The following is an 18,499-nucleotide window of genomic DNA, read 5'->3' as shown; positions in this document are numbered from 1 at the left end:
CCTATACGCTTGTGGTCGATGATCGACTCAATAGGGCACGAACAGTCGAAAGCAGGGTTTCTTCGCACACCGGCTTTTGCAAATAGGCCCCCATTTCGCTGCCAAGCGTGGCGAGGTGCTCGCCGTCACGTTTGGTGAGAAAGATGATCGGGAGGCGCTCACGTTGCTGGTTGATCGCCAGGATCTTTTCGCAAGCGGCGTAGCCGTCCATTTCGGGCATCTGGATGTCAAGAATGACCAGATCGGGAAGCTCGCTTTTTGCGAGTTCGACGGCCTGCTTTCCGTCGTGGGCCAGAATGACATCGTATCCTGCGCCGGTCAGGCATCGCCGAAGCAAGGTGCAGATAGTGTGGCTATCGTCGGCGACGAGAATTTTCATAGGGTCCACGGGGATCTCCAAACAGCGAACCGATTTTCTCGCGAATCGTGCGATCGGAAGCCGTTTTGTTGGGTTAGTTTTTTGGTAGCCCGGCGGTCTCAAAGAGATCCGTAGCTTTGCGTCCCAATCTCGCGATCGGTTTGCCGTTTCGAAACACCCGTTCAGAGTCCCACACCAAGTGGAATTGAATTGGTACACCGAGATTCCCCGTGATGAATGCGACTTAGCCGCACTCAACTGAAGAATGTGTCAAAGATCGCAAGAGTCAAATGCGAACGGCTAGGAAACGTGTCGGAATGGCGCAATCGATGCGGGTAATCCGGTGTTCAACAGTCATTGCTACACAAGTGCCAGAAATTCAACACGCCTGTACACGTGTCTGAAGGCTAATCAGCGAGATGAAGTGAAAGCAGACGGATCAATCGAGTGGATGACTGTACCGAGTTGCCACCCTTAGCCCGCGTGCTACAGGACGCAAAAAGGACAATGGTAAACGCGCTGTAAACTTCGCATTGTCACTGCCGAGCCGACCATCCGAACGACTCACGCCATTTTGCGCGAAGGAAACATTCGCGATCTGGTCGCTTCTACGGCACTGCCGTTGGTTGCCTGTCGGTCGTTTCGTTCCAACGTCCGGCCATCAGATTGGCGATCGGCTGAGTGGTTTTGCTGCGGTCGAGCAGCAGTTTGATCACCGACGTGATGGGTGTTGCCAGAAACATTCCCATCAGTCCCCACATCATGCCCCAAAACATCAACGCGGTCAGAATCGTGACCGGATGCAGGTCGGACGACTGCCCCATGATGCGGGGCTCGACAATATTGCCGCTGACGGCTTGGACGGTCGCGATGATCGTGATGCAGGCGATGATCCATAGCAAACTGGCATCCGGGGCCAACACAATCAGTGGAATGGGCAACAATGTTGCGAACAGCGGGCCGACGTTGGGAATGAAGTTCAACAAAAAGGCGAGCAATCCGAAAACAAACGCCATCGGCACACCGAACATCCACAAGATCAAACCGAAGACCAACCCCGTGAGCGCCGAAATCACTGTTTTGACTCGAAGATAAGTCCGCACTTCGCGCACGATTTCCAGAACAGTGCCCGACTCTTGATGCGAAGGCGAACCGATCAACAAGAAGAAAACGTAGATCAAAACAACAATGCTGGATGAGACCAATCCTGCGAGTACTGCTAACACTTCGCCGATCCCGGATCGTGTTGCCGATTCGATCCAATCCCCTAGCTTTTTGTCGCCGACCAGCAGCTCCGATGGTTCTTGGTCAGTATCAGAACTGACTGACGACAACAGACTGGGAAACTGCGATTCAAACTTCCCCACCAACTCCTCGACACTGTTTAAGTAGGCGTCGGAGTTTTGCCTTAACTCGGTCACTGAATTGCCGATCAAGACGACGAACGCGGCCAGCACGAACATCCCCACCACAAGCGTGATCATCGCAGCGACCAAGCGATTGACCTGCAGTCGTTTTTCCAGCCCCGACAGAATTGGCACCAGCCCACTGACGACGAAGACCGAAACGACGAATGGCACCAGAACGGGCCGCAGCCAGTAGACGGCATACATGGCGGCAAAAACAGCGATGACGATCAAACAGATCGTTTGCACGCGGGATTCGGTCAAGTGAGTCTTTGGGTTCAAACCCAAGTGATCGGTTGTCTTCATCATTCGACATTCGTCGGAGACACGGCAGTTTGAGCGTCGCGACGGAACAAGCTGAGCACGACGGACACCACGGAGCAGTAGCGTAACACCTGCCCGCCAGCGCGGCACAGGCGGGCGCAGGAGCAAGAGCGTGAAGACAGCCTATTGATTGCTGAGCGTGTCCGGCGCCTAGTTTTTTGATTTCCGGCAAGAGTTCTCCTGACGACGGACGCGTCTACGTTTAGAATTTCAAATTCTGAACGTTCAATTTTCCCACCTCTTTGCCGCGGCAGCCATGTCTTCAAAATCACTTTCGGAACCCCCGTTTTTCTCGGCCCTTTTCATCGGCTTGTTTGCGGGGCTTTGTACCGTCGGGTCGTCTTCGATTGCCGCAGAAAAAACAAAAACAAACATCGTCTTTATTCTGGCGGACGATTTGGGATACGGAGAACTGGGTTGCTACGGCCAGGAGAAGATCAAGACTCCCAACATCGATCGACTCGCCAGCGAAGGCATGGTGTTTACGGATCACTACTGTGGTGCTCCGGTATGTGCGCCGTCGCGCTGCGTGCTAATGACCGGGCAAAACCTGGCGCACGCCGAGATTCGATCGAATCGTGATTCCGGCAACGGGCGCATCTATCCGGGACAATTCCCCATTACGGATGAGATCGTGACGATCGCCGAAGTGTTGAAAGAGTCCGGCTACACAACCGGTGCGTTTGGGAAATGGGGCCTGGGTCCATCCAACACGAGCGGGTCACCGATGAAGCAAGGCTTTGACCGATTCTTTGGATACAACGGTCAGCGCAACGCACACAGTTATTACCCTCCGTTTTTGGACAGTAACGAAAGGGAAGTACGCATCAATTCCTATCCGATTCCTGGTCACGATCGCAAACCCGAAGGCGAAGTCAAGGCGGACGACTATCGAGCCAAGGTGTACGCACCGGATCGCATTCTGAGCGAAGCGGTGAAATGGTTGGACCAAAACAAATCGAAACCTTTCTTTTTGTACCTGCCATTCGTCGAACCACACGTCGCGATGCAACCGCCGCAGAAGTGGATCGATACCTATCCAGCTAGCTGGGACGAAGAGAACGGTCCTTACCGAGGACAGAATGGATACTTGCCACATCCACGACCACGGGCGGGGTACGCGGCGATGATTTCGGACTTGGACGAACACGTCGGCACGATTCTGGACCGTTTGGAGAAGCATGGATTGACCGATAACACGCTCGTCGTTTTTACATCCGACAATGGCCCGACGCACGGAAGTCGTGATCCTAAATTTCACGTCGGTGGCGCCGCGTGCACGTTCTTCAAGTCGGCCGGTGGACTCAAGGGTTTCAAAGGCAGCGTCGACGAGGGCGGGATCCGAGTGCCCTGCGTGGTTCGCTGGCCTGGAAAGGTCCAGCCCAGAACACAATCGAAATTGCCATCGTATTTCCCGGATTGGTTCACCACGTTTGCGTCGATCAGTGGCGGAACGCTTCCTGCGAATCAGCAGCTTGATGGCATCGATCTGTCCGCTGCACTGAAAGGTCAAGGCACACCGAATCGCAGCGCCCCGTTGATCTGGGACTTTACTGGCTACACTGGGTTGGTTGCGGTCCGTGACGGAGACTGGAAAGCCGTTCGACGCAAATGCAACTCCAAGAATGCAGCCCCATCGCCCTGGGAACTGTACAACTTGGCCAATGACCGCGCCGAAGCAAACGACCTGGCAAGCGAGAATCCTGAGATCGTAAAACGTCTGGAAGCCGCGTATCTGGAAACGCGGACAATCGAACCCGATTTTCCGCAGCGATTCTTTGACACGATGACAGCCAAGAAATAGTCCATGACCATTTGGATGAACCGCGTGCTCTTGCTGTTGGTGTTCGCAATCTATTGGGGCGGGCTGACGTTTTATACAGGGATCGTCGTGCGTATCTCGCACGACGTTTTGAACGACCCAATGGATGGCGGGCTGATCACGCAGCGAGTGACCGCTTGGCTACAGATTCTAGGCGCGGCCGCGGTTGTGCTGATGCTGATGAACGCTTTGATCGTGGCAAAACGATCGACACTCCACGGCGGCTTGCTAATCGGCTGCAGCTCCATTTTGGGTTGCGCCGTGCTGGGTCTTTTCATCGTGCACGGCCAACTTGATGCGGTGATTGACGTCAGCAATGCGACGATCATTGACCGAGATGGGTTCACGATCGGTCACCAACGCTACAATCAACTCACCACGGTGCAGTGGATTGCATCGTTGGTTTATCTTGTCATCACCGTTTTTGCCTGGCATCGCCTGGACACGCAACTCACGTAGGTGCGTCTGCAGACCGGACGATTGATCACATCACTTGATCAACAACACGGTTCGCGAGTGTGAACGCAAAGCGACGGACGCAACCATGCCGTCTAGAAAGTCAGTTCGCCGCCGACGGATAATCCGTGAGCCCAGTAGTCACTCTCGTTGAACGTAAAGCGAGGACGAAGTGCTCCAGAGAACGGCACGACTTCTGGTGGCACCAAATTCGGATTTAGATCGGTATCGATTTGGTCGCCAGCGCGAACGACGTTTGGAAAGTAGATCACGCTGTAACCAACCGACGCGCTGAGGGCTTTGGTCAGACGGAGTCCCAGCCGAAAACCGACTTCGGGGATCATCGTGAATTCGTCCTGACTGTGTTTTCCAATGTTCGTCCGTTGTGCCAACAACCCGCCTTGAAGCGTATCAGTCAGACCGGCTTCGGTGATCGTGTTTGTTCCGTTGATACGCACGGTTTGTTGGTTCTGTCCCAACGCGACTCGGAGGGTGGATTCCAACCACGCACGTTGGAAATTCGCGCGGTGCACGACGCCCAGCTGTAGACCATTGAATTCGTTTTCGGTGTCAAACCGGTCCGTGACGGCGATCGTGCCGGGTGCGTTTGTCAGCAACGAATTGAGGTTTTCGTCAATTTGAATCGTGTCATCCAGTTTCATTCGGCGATAGCCAATGATCCAGTCGACATGATCACGGTAGCCGCATTGATTGCATCCTTGCGGGCAAAGCGACGCACGTCCATTGATCAGGAACGATCGAAATTTGGTCGACGTTTCAATGTTCATGCTGCCACTGACGAGCCCGGGGTACGACACCAGTTGCGCGGTTTCTTGGCCAGCGACGATATCGAAGAACGGCCGTCCGATGATAAAGCTACCATCGCTGTTTCCGGTAAACCGATCATCTTGCTCAGCCAGCCGAAAGTACTCTGCTTCGATGGCAAAATTCTGTTGCGGAGTGATCCACATTCCGCCGCCCACTCGCAAACCGGAAACGCTATCGCCGTTTAGCTCGCGACCGCCAAACAAGGTCGATGATCCGGCTTCTCCTCGCACGGCCGCAGTTTCTCGAGGCGTGCCGGCGGTGCTGCTGGTAGCAAGCTCCGGCGTATCCATGCCTTTGGTGTCCCACAGCAGCCAGTCGGCGTTCAGATACAACCGTTGGTCAAATGTGTTGTGGACTTTCGGAAACAATTGGCCATTGCCGATCCAGTACGGTTGAGCAAAAACACTTTGCCCGCCGCGGTTCAAACCTGGTCCGCCAAGTAGTCCGGGTCCGTTAAGAATGCCTGGCCCACCTAGGAGACCGCTGTTGTTGGTCGGTCCAGCCAGCACCGTTTGCTGGCTGCCACCAACCGTGCCGCCAAGCCAAGGGAGCTGACGCCTGACAGCAACCATGGCGTACGGATCTCCCGCGACAGGATCATTGACGACGACTGGGATGTACCCACCTGTCAAAGTCCCTTGATTGACCGCCATCGGATTCTGAGCCGCTAAATTTGCGGCGCCCAGAACAAGGGCGGTGATCAGTGTCGGCCAAATGCGAAACAACGAATTCTCCTGAAAACTTTCCGAAATATCGTCGGTTTTTCTAAAGTTCACGGCAAACTCCGAAAATGTCGTATCCCACGTCAAGACGAAAGGCGAAGGAGCCTGCGACAAAATGCAAGCACGCCATTGTCGTGAAACACACTTGCCAACGTGGCAACATGCAGTAATCCTTGACTCTCAGTCGAAGCTTCGTTTGAAGACCACGTCGTTTCACAAATATTCTCTCTCCAGACATTCCAGGAAATAGAAATGCGTTCAGTGATTTATGGCATCGCAGTACTGGCAGCGATTGGAATCGCCGTCGGAATCGCGACCACCCCCGGCGACAAATCGACCAGTGATGTGACCGCGGTATCCAGCGAGGCAAACGTGCGAAGCGAAGCCGGCACCCTGACGATGAGCGTGCCCGACATGATGTGCGAATTTTCGTGTTTTCCGAAAATCAAAGAGACGCTTGAGGCGACCGACGCTGTAAAGACAGTCGAACTGGCCAAACAAAAGGAAGAAGGCACCGTCGACAATCGCCAGGTGATTGTGAATTACGACGCAGGTTTCAACGTGACCGAGGCCATCGGATTGCTTGAAGCAGAAGGATTCAAGGATTCCGAGGTAGTCCAGTAATCCCGGCTTGAGTCTTGGCCATGCATCCGCAGTGGTCCCACGATCATCGTCCATCGAGGTGTGCTGTATGACGGATGACCAACGGAGGTGCGGTGTGCTCTTGGTCGGCCACGGGACTCGTGACGCGGCAGGCACGGAGCAATTTTTTCAGCTCGGCAGATTGCTGGAAAAAGAACTTGCGCCCCTGCCGGTCATCGCCTGCTTGCTGGAGTTTCAAGAGCCGACCATTCCGCAGGCTTGGGAGCGATTGGTCGCAGCGGGTGTCCAGCACGTTCACGTATCGCCGCTATTGCTGTTTGCAGCCGGCCACGCCAAGCAGGACATCCCTGATCTAGTGCGTGAATGCCAGTCAAAAACTCCCCAGGTCACTTTCGATCAGGCCGGTCCACTATCGCGGCATGGGGCCATCGTCGACTTGTTGCGGCACCGAATCCGATCCGCGTCAGCTTCGCTGGATTCCCAATCGACCGCCCTGGTGATGGTCGGTCGCGGGAGCCACGATCCGTGTGCTCAAGCTGACATGCGGTGCCTGAGTGAGTTGATTGCACACCGAGAACCGTTTGCATCGGTGACAACCGCTTTTTATGCGATGGCAAAACCGCGATTGCCAGAGATTCTGGATCAAGCCGCAGCCAACCCCAACGTTCGAGACGTTGTCGTGCAGCCGCATCTTCTGTTCGAGGGAAGGCTGTACCAAGCCATCGAAAAACAGGTCGCCGAAGCTTCCGAGCGTCACCCGGATGTCAAATTTCACCTGGGCGACTACCTAGGACCAAATCAACAGGTCGCCCAAGCGATCAAAGACCGAGTCGCTCTGTAGTCCTGCGACGCCGCTCGCAGGGCCGAAGCGAATCTACTTCGCGAGATCCACCGCAACGATTTCTTTGTCGTTTCGGACGAACGCCGTTTTATTGGCGTACGCTGGATGGCTCCAAACAACGGGCCGACCAAACGATTCGTTCGTCGGCTCGAGGACATGGAATCGACCTTTCTCTTCATAGGCATCGCGAGAGAGTTTCGCGATGATCAAATCGCCGTTTTCGCTCATCAACAAAAAACGATCGCTATCACCCAGACGCGTGACGAAGGCTGTCCCGTGTTTGATAAAACGTTTTTCGTCTGGTTTGGTCGGCGCAAACGTTTCCCAAAGCCGAGTTCCGTCTTCGCTGTCCACCGCGATCAGACTGCCCTGCGAACAATCCGTTCCATAAATCACACCATCGACAAACACGGGCGGCGAATTGCTGCAGTGCACTGCGTTCTTGGCTTCACCGCGCCAAAGTTCTTTTGCGTCGGGCTTTGTTTTGTCCAATTCGATCAAGACCGCTTCGGTATGAATCGAACTGACGTACATCAAATTGCCATCGATCATCGGCTGCGCAACGGACATTTCGTACGATGGTTTCATCGGCACGTTCCAGTAACTTTCGCCAGTTGCCGGGTTCAATCCATCGACGCCTTCGGGATGAAAAATCACCAGTTGTCGGGTGCCACCTTCCTGGATGATCTGCGGCGCACAGTAGCCGGCTTTGGCACTGAGCGATTTCCATTTCACTTCGCCAGTCGCTTTGTCAAACGCAACCACGGTTTGGCCACGGCCGCCGACCAATGTGTAAAGCATGTCGCCGTCGATCAATGGGTGCGCGGCGAACCCCCAAATCGGAACTTCAGCATCAAAATCCGTCTTCAGATTTCGACTCCAAACCACTTCACCGTCAGCGACTTGCAGACATTTCAAATCTCCTTCGCTGCCCAGGATGTAGACGTGCTGCCCGTCAATCGTCGGTGTGCAGCGTGGGCCGGCCGGATACGAAATGCTGTAGGCCCGATCGTAGCTGAATTGCCAGAGCTGTTCGCCGGTTTCGACGTCAAAAGCCGTCAGCCGTTCTTCGCCTTGTAGGGTGGCCCGCTGACCGGGATCGTTAAACGCTTTGCCTGATTTGGTCACGTAATCAAACACAAAGACGCGTCCATCAGCGACGGCTGGACCGGCATAACCTCCGTCGATCGCTTTTCGCCACTTAATCTTCAAACCTTCGTCTGGGATCTCGTCGACGATTCCCTTTTCGCGGTACACTCCATCCCGCTGCGATCCCAACCAACCCGACCAATTGTCGGCGCTGGCGGTGGAAAGCACGATTGTCAGGGGTAGCAAAGCAAAGGTGACGACGGACAGTTGTGAGATTGAATGGTTCATGCAATCGGATGGAGATTCGGTGCGGGACGATTCGGAAGCAGGCTGATCGGCGCCGTCAATTAGACTGGCCACACAGCGTTCTTCCAATGTAGATTTTGTCAGTATAGACCTTACTTCAACCGTTTAGGTATCGCACATCGATGCCTCGCCCCGACAACGCTGAGTTTTCATTGAAGCTAATTTTAATGCGTCACGCAAAGAGCGACTGGTCCGATGGATCAATGTCGGATCACGATCGGCCGCTCAATCAACGAGGACAACGCGACACGCCTCGCATGGCCATCTGGCTAGCAGAACAAGACTGCGTGCCGGAGGGAGTCCTGTGTTCGACCGCGCAAAGAACTCGCCAGACGGTTCAACTGTTGGGGGACAGTTGGGAGAATGATCTGCCAGTCAGCTTTTGCGATTCACTTTACCTAGGGAGTCCCGAGAGCATTTTTCAGACGATCTGTAGCGAAGGGGGCGACGCCGCATGCCTGCTGGTGGTCGCTCACAATCCGGGAATGTCCCAGCTTGCCTCTGCGATGGCCAACCAAGCTCTGGAGATGCCGACAGCATCCGTGGCCGTTTTTGAAGTCGACGTCGAATCGTGGCAGTTATTTGGCGCGGATACGAGTTTGCAATTGGTTCAGTTCATGCGGCCCAAATCGCTCTAGACGATCGATTCGCACAGCCTCTTCTTAGAAAAACAACACGATGGCGGATCGCATTTTCTGGTGGAGCATTTTGGCGGCCTGTCTTATCGGCCACCTGGGGATTCACGTCGCGATCTACAATCGCTTGAACGGATTCGGCATCCGCCGAAGAGTGCTCAAGGCAATCGAATATGGTTTCGCGTTCACGACGCTTCTGATACCACTGGCGATGGCCTGGGTGTTTCGCGACGCGTTGACCGACTTGGTACTCGGACGCCCCGAGAACCTGCCGATCCCTGCGATTCTAATGTCGTACGGAATGGCCTGTTTGTTGTGCTGGATCGTGTTTGGATTGCCTTGGTTGGCGTGGCGTCCCATCCTGGGTTTGGAATGGGTCAAAACGCAACGCGATATCGAAGTCGTCGATATCCGAAACCACGTTGACCACACGCTGCCATTGACCAACAAGTGTCGATTCGCAGAACAGATGCCGCTGAATCAGATCTTTGAATTATCCATCGAGCAGATCCAGCTTCCCGTCGCTGGCCTGCCGGCCAAACTGGATGGATACCGACTCGCGCAGTTTTCCGACGTTCATTTGACGGGTCACATCCATCGTGATTTTTGCAAGTACGTGGTGGAACGTGCCACCGAGTGGCAACCCAACTTGATGGCATTGTCGGGCGACATCATCGACAGCCACCACTGCGTGGATTGGTTGACAGACATCTTCTCCGGAGCTCGCGCAACGGATGGCTGTTACTTCATTCTTGGAAACCACGATACGCGAATCGCTTCACCGGACGAAACCCGCGCGGCGATGAGCAGTGCCGGCTGGATCGATGTTGGACAGGAGCCCACGACAAAGCGACTAGCGGATGTCGAATCTGAAATCATCGGCAACGAATCGCCGTGGTTTCCAGTCGCAAACATCCCGCGACAGTCATCTGCGTTTCGACTGTTGCTAAGCCACAGCCCCGACCAATTTCCCTGGGCACGGAAACACAACGTTCATCTGATGCTGGCGGGACACACGCATGGTGGACAAGGTCGCTTGCCATTGGTTGGCCCGATCTTAAGCCCCAGCTTTCACGGCAGCCGTTGGGCATCTGGCGATTTTTACAAACCGCCCACCACGCTGCACGTTTCACGCGGTGTCTGCGGCACTCATTTGCTCCGGATTAATTGCCGGCCGCAGTTGTCGTTGCTGACTTTGCGAAGTGCATAGCGCCGATCTCAAACGCCTGACGCTCGCCGGCTTCTTCGTTCGTATTTGAAACCGGGAATAAAGAAACAGGCCGCCGACACAAAGCCAAACATCAAGTGTGCCCATTGGGGCAAGATGGCCATGGCGATCGCGCATAACAGCAGTGCGACGGCTTGCAGGTAGAAAACACCGCTCAGCATGCCGGCTTTGACCACAAACACCATCGCGCTAATCACGCCCAGCAAAGGCGAAAGCGTCAGTACCGGCAGGCCTAGCCACCATTCCAACGGAAACACTAAACCGATCGCAATCATGCTGGCACCCCAGACATGCGCGATCTGTCTTTCGATGAACGTGACGGGACCCATTCGCTGCCGGAGCTTCCAAAACACAGCCGCCCACGCCCCCAGCCCCAGTGTCCAGACGGCGATGTAGATCGTTCGTTCACGAACACCCATGAACTGCAGTTGCCAAGTCAGCAGACAGGCACAAAGCAGTGCCAGCGAATGCCACATCCAAAGCAAACCCCATTTTTCTAGCACGCCAGCATGATGGGTTTCGCGAAACAGTCTCGCGATTACTTGACCGAACCGTCCGCTGCGGGCAGCGACCCGTTCGTCAGCCAAATAGGCATCTAAATCGTCCGCCAAAGCATTGGCGGATTCATAACGCAGGTCCATCGGTTTCTGTAGACAACGGATCGCGATCATCTCAAGATCGCGATCCAGTCGTGGACGCAGCGCCCGCGGCGGCATCGGGTCTTGCTCGATCACCAACATCACCAACTCCATCGGTGATTCGGCGACAAACGGAGCGCGGCCAGTCAGGGCAAAGTACAAAACGCATCCCAAACTGTAGACATCACTCGCCGGGCCAACCAAACCACGTCGTCCACTAGCTTGCTCGGGCGACATGTAGGCGGGCGTGCCGACCAACATTCCGGTGCGCGTCAGATTCTCTTCGGTGCCGACCTGCTTGGCCAAACCGAAGTCCATGATCATGGGCGTGCCGTCATCGGCAATCAAAATATTGCTTGGTTTCAAATCGCGGTGCAGAACCCCCTGTTCGTGCGCAAATCCCACCGCTCGCGCAATGGTGGCCACGATCGAAGCAGCCAGTCTGGGATCAATGGGCCCGTCGCTCAAAAACTGCAGAAGCGTTTGCCCTTCGACATACTGCATGCTGAAGAAAGGTCGTCCGTCGACGTCGCCGACTTCGTAGACCGGCACGATGTTGGGATGCTCCAGCTTGGCAGTCGCCGCGGCTTCGGCCAAAAAACGCTGCAGGTCGGCATCGCTGGCCAGTCGCCCACGCAGAATCATTTTCACAGCGACTTCACGGTCCAGACTGATCTGCCTGGCGCGAAAGACCACGCCCATTCCGCCGCGACCAATCTCTTGTATCAGTTCGTAGTCACCAATCGTTGCGGGCAGCGTCAAAGTTCGCCACGTCACCGCGGAATCATCCGCAAGATTTCCGCCCCCGCTTCGCGGTAATTCGTCTGCGATCGCACCCGCCGTGTCAGTCACCAAGACAGCGCCCCAAAGTTTGCGCAGATCGTCAGCACACTCCGGGTTTTGCTGGCAGACGATGTCAAAGTCGACGACGTCGCCTCGGCAGATCGCATCCGTCAATTCCGAAAGTAAGTTGGCCAACCGCTGGTCGTACTGAGCCAAGTCGTCGGAGCGATCGGAATCGTCAGCTTGCCCGCTCACGCATCACTCTCGTCGGCCAAATTGTTTTCTTCTAACACTTCCCGCAACCGGCGAACCGCTCGCAAGTAACGCATGCTGGCGGCGGGTGCGTTCAACCCCAGCACCTCGGCGATTTCTTGGTTGGACAGGTGTTCGTAGTGACGCATGATGATGATCTCCCGATCTTGATCACCTAACAGTTCGATACCGGTTTCGACTCGTTCGGCGATTTCGCGCTGCGTCGCTGCCGTGGCAGGCGTCATGGCAGGATCGCAAAGTTGGCCTGCAAAATCCATGGTCGATTGGTCCGGCCCGGTCGCCGCAGTCATCGGCTGCTCGCGATCCATGTTTCGTTTGGCGCTCACGCGGTGCCGCCGATACGTATCAATGATTCGGTCCCAAGCAATCTGCCGGAGCCACAGGTGAAACGCCATCACCGGATCATCTAGGTACTTGTCCAACCGCCCGCTGGCTTCGATCATCACATCTTGAACCACGTCGCTGACATCGACGCGCCGCTGGACCTTGCGATCCAACCGCAGCTCTACCAAACGGCGCACCGCACCACGGTGTTTTTCCAGCAAGGCGTTGATCGCGTCGCTGTTGCCCGTTTTGGCAGCAGCCAACAACTCCTCGGTCTGGTCGCTAAGAGGCCAAATTGACTTTGCCATAAATAGATCAGCGTCAGAGGATAAGTTGCCGACGACGAACGCGCCGGTGTCTGCTTCATTGTGACTGCGAGCAACTGCAATTAAAGGTCGCTTTACGCGATTCCGATACCTTCATCAGTCGCCCAAAACCCGCCGCGAGCATGATCGAACAAAGGTTTTGCCCCGCGGTGAGACTCGTCAAAGCCCGTCTCGCCGCTCCAAACTTGTTTGCCGCCAACCCACGTACTGACCGGCCACCCCGTTAGCGATTGACCGTCCCAAGGGCTCCAGCGTGATTTGGTGTGTTGATCGGCATCACGAATGGTAGCGGTCTTTTCCAAGTCAACCAAAACCAGATCTGCATCGTATCCCGGTGCAATGCGTCCTTTGCCAACAATGCCCCAAATTCGGGCGGGGGCATCCGCCATCCAACTGACGACTTGTGGCAATGAACACTCGCCCGCGACAACTCGGTTCAAGATCAACGCCAAGCTATTTTCGACCGCTGGCAAGCCCGAGGGACTTTGGGGATAAGACTGCGATTTTTCTTCCAGCGTATGCGGCGCATGATCGGTCGCGATGACTTGCACGGTCCCGTCCAACAATGCCCGCCACAACCCTTCGTTGTCGGCGGCCGTTTTGATGGAGGGGTTCATCTGAATGCGGGTGCCTAGCCGCGGGTAGTCGTCCACATTGAACAGCAAATGGTGCACGCAAATTTCGGCGGTCAAATACGGATTCGCTTCTTGCAGATAGACCAATTCCGCGGCCGTCGAAACGTGCAGGACGTGAAATCGATGTTGATGCCGCCGCGCCAAATCAGTCGCTCGCTTTGTCGCAATCATCGCGGCCTTTTCGTCGCGAATTCGCGAATGATCGGCAACGTCAGTGGTTCCCGCCAAACGGGCTGCATTGGCGCGCACGGTCGTCTCGTCTTCGCAGTGGGCACAAATCGGTAATGTCGTTTCGGCAAAAATTCGCTCAAGTGCTGTCTGTTCATCGACCAGCAAATTACCGGTGCTGCTACCAATAAAAATCTTGATGCCGGGCACGTCCTTCGCGACAGCCAATTCGGCGGCGTTGTCCGGAGTCGCACCGATATAGAAACCGTAATTGACGAGCGATTTTTTTGCCGCGATCGTTTCCTTTGCGCGAACACCTTCGACTGTTATCGCTGGCGGTTTGGTGTTGGGCATTTCCAAAAACGTCGTCACTCCCCCGGCGGCGCAAGCGTGCGACGCCGTGGACAAGTCTTCTTTGTGCGTCAGACCGGGTTCGCGAAAATGGACTTGGTCGTCGATCACGCCGGGCAACAAATGCAATCCCGTACAGTCGACCACTGAGTCGGCCTGGACATTTTCGCCGGCGTCAATGTCCAGTATTTTGCCATCTTCGATCAAGACCGATCCACGACGGACTTCGCTGGGGAGAACAACTTCGGCGTTTCGAAAGAGTGTGCGTAACATTCAGCGTGCTTTGAGTTTGAACAAAAGAATCGCGGCATCGCGACGCGAACACACAAAAGCGTAGCCCGTTTACTTTTGTCGCCCCAGTCCCCGGCTATTTTTGCCGCCCCAGACCGCGCCGAAACGCATCGAAAACATCCTTGTAAGCCGCTGGCGGTGGCCGCCGATTTCCCGAGTCACGAATGTCTCTCAGATTGTCCGATGACTCCCGGCGGACATCACGCTGGTTGTCTGCCGGTGGTCGCAAACCCAAACTCTCCAAGGCGTCTCGGACATTCGTGTCCTGGACGTTGGGATCTGCGCCGGGCGTGTCCAAATTGCGAGTCTCTTTCCAGCGATCGGCAAATTGCTGCAGGTCTTTTTCGGTCCAATCGAGCTCCTTGAGCAGATCGGGATCGGGTTGATCTCGCGTTTCCTCTAGATAGTCCAACACCATATCGGTTGCTTTTTTGGTGTACTCCAAATCAGCCGCCTCCGGTGCCGGCGGTCCGTCCCCCGCTTCGCCGCTGCCGGCGTTGGCCCCCGATGGCGACTTCTGTCCGCCTTGAGGATTGTTGTTATTGGATTGGGTGTCCGAAGGATTGCCTTTTGACGCAGCTTGGCTTTCTTGTCCTTCGCCAGCTTCCGATTTTTGGTCGCCAGGATCACTCTGCGATGGCGACCCTTGGTTGGATGGGTCACCGTTCTTTTTGCCACCTGATTTCGATGAACCATCCTGGTCGTTTTGGCTCGGCTGTTCGCCAGCTTGATCTGACGGATCTTCTCCAGCCTGTGAATCCGTGTCGCCAGCACCACCTGCGTCCTTGCTGCTGCCAGTCCCTTCGCCCTTGGGCTGACTGTCGTCAGTCGATGGTTTCCCTGCATCGCCCTGTTCGTCTCGGCCGGATGACTGATTGTCCATCGCGCCAGCGTCGTTGGGAGCTTTCGAATCGCCTGACTGACCATCTTGCTTCGGCTGTTGGCTGCCTGCCGATCCGTCTTGATTGGATTTCGCATCAGTGTCAGAACCAGATTGTTTGCCCGGTTCTTGTCCCGCGGAATCCCGATCGTTGGCAGCTTGATTGTCAGGCGCTGAATCACTCTTTGGCTGACCCTCTGCGTCTTGGCCACCAGCCTTTCCACTCATGTCCTCCGATCGATCGCCGGAGTTATCTTCGTTTGGCAAGTTACCGGGATTGTTTTGGTCCGACTTGCCGTTCTTCGATGGGCTCTGATCCGCTTGACCGTTGCCGCTGCCGTTTTCCGATTGTTCTTGGCTAAACGTGTCCGTGCTCGGTTTGTCATTGCCAGATTCTTCACTGCCCGTTTTGTCATTGGCCCCCTGCTGCGTGGAATCACTGGAACCTTGACCGTCATCACTCATCGCATCTTGATCGTCCTGATTGGCTGAGGACGAGCTGCCTTTTTCTTCAGACGATTGAGCATTCTTGGGATCGCCGCTTTGACTCGCGTCGTTCTTGGCGTTCTCTTGCTTTTTCTTTTCCAAGTAGTCGCGAATCTTCTCAAACGTTTCCCCGTCGTGTTTCGGTGGCCCGTCCGACGCGCCCTCGGACGATCGATTTTGCGAACCGTCGTTAGCGGACCCGGCGTTGTTCTTGCTGGCGGATTCATTACCGTTTGGATCCTGACTATCTCCCTTGGACGGGTCTCCTTTCGCACCAGCACTGTCAGCCGGAGGCTGCTTGGACGGTTCGCCCTGCCCTGATTGTCCGCCCTGCCCCGCTTGCTGATTACCGGAATCGCTCGGCGGTTGCTGCGACATGTTTTCTTGATCGCCGGCGGCGGACAAGCTATCTCCAGCACGCTCGCCGGATGTCTCTTCGCCGCTTTTCCCTTGGCTTTCGTTGGACGGATTGCTCTGACTGCTCCCCTGCCCTTCGGAAGATTGGTTTTGCTGCGGCTGACCACTGTTGCCTCCGCCCTGGCTTTCACCGGTCTGGCTGCCACCTTCGCCTTGCTGTTGCTGGCTGGATTCGCCCTTTCCTCCTGAGCCACCCTGTTTCTGATCTCCATCCTGCGAAGCCGACTTTTCGCCACCGGCATTGTCCTGCGGATGATCCGATGCGGGTCGCTGGTCGGTTTCGCTCAAGCCATCTTCGGCGCCCTGAGGATCCGGTGGCGGCTGGTCGCCGATGATTCGAATCTCGACTGGGTCTGTCACACTCACGTTGGCTTCGACCGAATCGATGCCGGGAATCGAACGATTGTCAGTCGCAATTCCGATGATCTGCACGACGTCGCCAACTCGCAGTCCATGTTCCGATGGCCGAAAACGAAACTCCGTGACTTGATTGCCTTTGGCTCCGTGTTCGTCGCTCCAAAGCGTGGGGTTGGCGATCACATCGATGCCGCGGTTGATATTTAACTCGACTCGTTTCAAACCAAAGTCTGGATCCATCGCATGGATTTCGATGATCTGTTGCATCTGCACGCCCATGGACTTGGGCGACTTGCGTGGCAAAACAATCGATACTTCGGGCGGCAAATCGGAGATCACTCGAATCGGATAAACGATCGGGTCGGGATTGTCTTGCCCGGCTTCATCGCTCACACGAACGCGATAGTTCTCCAAGGCGACGGCCGCCGAACGGCCCTGTTCGCCGCGAAGCGGAAAGGTAATCGTCAGCCCCGTTCCCGCCAAATCGATCGCCATCGATTTTGCCCCTGCGGTAGCCCGCACTGTTTCGCCCAACAAGCGCGGATTGAATTCGATGTCGGCACGCCGAACCGGACGATTGGTCTTTGCTGTGATGGTCACGGTGGTTCCATCAACGGCCGAGATCGAAGCGCTGCTGCTGGTGTGGGGCACTGCGCCGGTGTAGGCAGGTGGCTGGTAACGCACTGATTCAATCGCAACAACGGGCAGATTTTTTACACTCAAATAGTGCGTATCGGATTGATCGTCGCCGGCCAAAATCGAGTAAGGTATCTCGCCAGCATCGCTGTGTGATAATTGCAGCTCGCCTTCGTAACGACGCGATTCATTGTTGTAGGCAAGCACAAATTCGTTTTCACGACTGGACGACCGCCACCGACATACCACTTCTTCATCGTCACGCAATCCTTGGACTTTGGCCGAGACATTGGTACTGCGTCCCGCGATCGCTTCGACATCGCCCGGTTGCACGTCCGAAATCAAAACCCGTTTGGCAGGCGCAATCGACGATAGCGGGGCAATCAATCGGCTGGCCGATGCAACGGTGCTTTTGGGTGAAAACATTGTGTACGCCATCAGCACTGCGAGCGACACCGCAGCGATGATCCACCAACGAAGCGTCGCGGTGGCTTCAGTTGGCAACGCATCATACGAACTCAGACGGCCCGCAGCGATCGAACCAATCGAACGGACCACGCGCTGGTGCAGTCCGCTTTTGCCTCCCTTGGCAGATTCGCCATTGGCGACCTGATCGCGAAGCGTGATGTAGCTGGTCAGTTCCTGCTTCATGTCGGGCTGGTCGCGTTCCAGCGCTCGCGCCGCGTACTCGGGGCGCACACTGCTGGTCAGCACGGGCCAAATGCGACGGACGAAGTACCAAACCGCCCCTCCGACCAGTGCCACAAAAGACACCCCGCGAACAAGAATACTCGCGGAATACACCCACTGATCGATCACCACCCAAAGCAAAACCGCCAGGATCAATGCGATCACCAGGATCAGAGAGCGGCGAATCAGCTCCTCCCACCACAGTGCACGGCATGTTTCGGCAATCCGATCCGACACAAATTGATCGACAGCATTCGCCGAGCGAGGCTGCTTGGTCGTCGTCGATGAGTTAGCCACTGACATCCTGAGATCCCAAAGAGAAACGGCATATTCCACTATAGCTGAACAAAGGAAGAAACCGCCTCGTTAATAACCGCATCCAGTGAACGATTCGCCACCGGCGCGGGATTTGTCCGCTTTTTTGGATCGATGTGGCTCAATTTCGCTGACAGCATCGACCAACGTATTAACTTAAACATCTTCGGCATATCGCCGCAGCAGGATCGTCCCTATCGAAAATCACTTTGGACAATCGTTGAAGCAGACTTCGATTCGCCGTCAATCTGCGGATCAGTTTACCAAACGGGCCCACCTTTCTTCTTTGCGAAAGAATTGACTTCCGATCG

14 protein-coding genes and 1 riboswitch are annotated in these 18,499 nt (G+C 55.5%); of the genes, 6 read left to right on the top strand and 8 right to left on the bottom strand.

The window, feature by feature from the left end; all coding sequences use genetic code 11:
* Position 1 precedes the first annotated feature (1 nt).
* Both K239x_RS00450 and K239x_RS00445 read right to left on the bottom strand, forming a co-directional pair.
* Positions 2-400, bottom strand: coding sequence for a response regulator (locus K239x_RS00450; protein WP_145415751.1), 399 nt, complete (start codon positions 398-400; stop codon positions 2-4).
* A 59-nt stretch (positions 401-459) separates the two neighbouring features.
* Positions 460-534: riboswitch (cyclic di-GMP riboswitch) on the bottom strand.
* A gap of 432 nt (positions 535-966) precedes the next feature.
* Positions 967-2,073: an AI-2E family transporter gene (locus tag K239x_RS00445; RefSeq protein WP_419189497.1), complete on the bottom strand. Its 1,107-nt coding sequence runs from the start codon at positions 2,071-2,073 to the stop codon at positions 967-969.
* Positions 2,074-2,344: 271 nt separating this feature from the next.
* Here K239x_RS00445 and K239x_RS00440 point away from each other — a divergent pair, with 271 nt between their 5' ends.
* Positions 2,345-3,892, top strand: a complete 1,548-nt coding sequence (locus K239x_RS00440; protein WP_145415750.1) for an arylsulfatase — start codon at positions 2,345-2,347, stop codon at positions 3,890-3,892.
* Positions 3,893-3,895: 3 nt separating this feature from the next.
* Positions 3,896-4,369 carry a hypothetical protein gene (locus tag K239x_RS00435; protein ID WP_145415749.1) on the top strand — a complete coding sequence of 158 codons (474 nt, stop codon included), beginning with the start codon at positions 3,896-3,898 and terminating at the stop codon, positions 4,367-4,369.
* A 92-nt stretch (positions 4,370-4,461) separates the two neighbouring features.
* Here the strand turns inward: K239x_RS00435 and K239x_RS00430 are convergent, their stop codons facing one another.
* Positions 4,462-5,970: a BBP7 family outer membrane beta-barrel protein gene (locus K239x_RS00430; RefSeq protein ID WP_145415748.1), complete on the bottom strand. Its 1,509-nt coding sequence runs from the start codon at positions 5,968-5,970 to the stop codon at positions 4,462-4,464.
* A gap of 198 nt (positions 5,971-6,168) precedes the next feature.
* On the opposite strand from K239x_RS00430, the gene K239x_RS00425 reads away from it, so the two are divergent.
* Together K239x_RS00425 and K239x_RS00420 are read left to right on the top strand one after the other, a co-directional pair.
* Positions 6,169-6,540, top strand: coding sequence for a heavy-metal-associated domain-containing protein (locus K239x_RS00425; RefSeq protein WP_145415747.1), 372 nt, complete (start codon positions 6,169-6,171; stop codon positions 6,538-6,540).
* A 67-nt stretch (positions 6,541-6,607) separates the two neighbouring features.
* Complete coding sequence (locus tag K239x_RS00420) at positions 6,608-7,360, top strand: sirohydrochlorin chelatase (RefSeq protein WP_419189496.1); 753 nt, start codon at positions 6,608-6,610, stop codon at positions 7,358-7,360.
* Between the two features lie 33 nt (positions 7,361-7,393).
* Here K239x_RS00420 and K239x_RS00415 read toward each other — a convergent pair whose 3' ends face one another.
* Positions 7,394-8,737: an outer membrane protein assembly factor BamB family protein gene (locus K239x_RS00415; protein WP_145415746.1), complete on the bottom strand. Its 1,344-nt coding sequence runs from the start codon at positions 8,735-8,737 to the stop codon at positions 7,394-7,396.
* A gap of 140 nt (positions 8,738-8,877) precedes the next feature.
* Here K239x_RS00415 and K239x_RS00410 point away from each other — a divergent pair, with 140 nt between their 5' ends.
* Both K239x_RS00410 and K239x_RS00405 read left to right on the top strand, forming a co-directional pair.
* Positions 8,878-9,393 carry a SixA phosphatase family protein gene (locus K239x_RS00410; protein ID WP_145415745.1) on the top strand — a complete coding sequence of 172 codons (516 nt, stop codon included), beginning with the start codon at positions 8,878-8,880 and terminating at the stop codon, positions 9,391-9,393.
* Positions 9,394-9,433: 40 nt separating this feature from the next.
* Positions 9,434-10,600 (top strand): metallophosphoesterase, encoded by a 1,167-nt coding sequence (locus K239x_RS00405; RefSeq protein WP_145415744.1) that lies wholly within the window; start codon positions 9,434-9,436, stop codon positions 10,598-10,600.
* A gap of 8 nt (positions 10,601-10,608) precedes the next feature.
* Here the strand turns inward: K239x_RS00405 and K239x_RS00400 are convergent, their stop codons facing one another.
* From K239x_RS00400 to K239x_RS00385, 4 genes are all read right to left on the bottom strand, one after another.
* The gene (locus K239x_RS00400; RefSeq protein ID WP_145415743.1) at positions 10,609-12,294 is read right to left on the bottom strand and encodes a serine/threonine-protein kinase; all 1,686 of its coding nucleotides are present in this window, start codon (positions 12,292-12,294) and stop codon (positions 10,609-10,611) included.
* Positions 12,291-12,944: a sigma-70 family RNA polymerase sigma factor gene (locus K239x_RS00395; RefSeq protein WP_145415742.1), complete on the bottom strand. Its 654-nt coding sequence runs from the start codon at positions 12,942-12,944 to the stop codon at positions 12,291-12,293. The genes K239x_RS00400 and K239x_RS00395 overlap by 4 nt, the downstream gene beginning before the upstream one ends.
* A gap of 92 nt (positions 12,945-13,036) precedes the next feature.
* Positions 13,037-14,389 carry a dihydroorotase gene (locus tag K239x_RS00390; protein WP_145415741.1) on the bottom strand — a complete coding sequence of 451 codons (1,353 nt, stop codon included), beginning with the start codon at positions 14,387-14,389 and terminating at the stop codon, positions 13,037-13,039.
* 94 nt (positions 14,390-14,483) lie between these two features.
* Entirely contained in the window at positions 14,484-18,176 is a 3,693-nt protein-coding gene (locus tag K239x_RS00385) for a hypothetical protein (RefSeq protein ID WP_145415740.1), read from the bottom strand.
* Between the last annotated feature and the right edge of the window lie 323 nt (positions 18,177-18,499).

The sequence above is a fragment of the Stieleria marina genome (genome assembly GCA_007741555.1).
Classification (GTDB): Bacteria; Planctomycetota; Planctomycetia; order Pirellulales; family Pirellulaceae; genus K23-9.
Note: the sequence above shows the minus strand (reverse complement) of the source record. Positions and strands in the feature narration are given on the sequence as shown.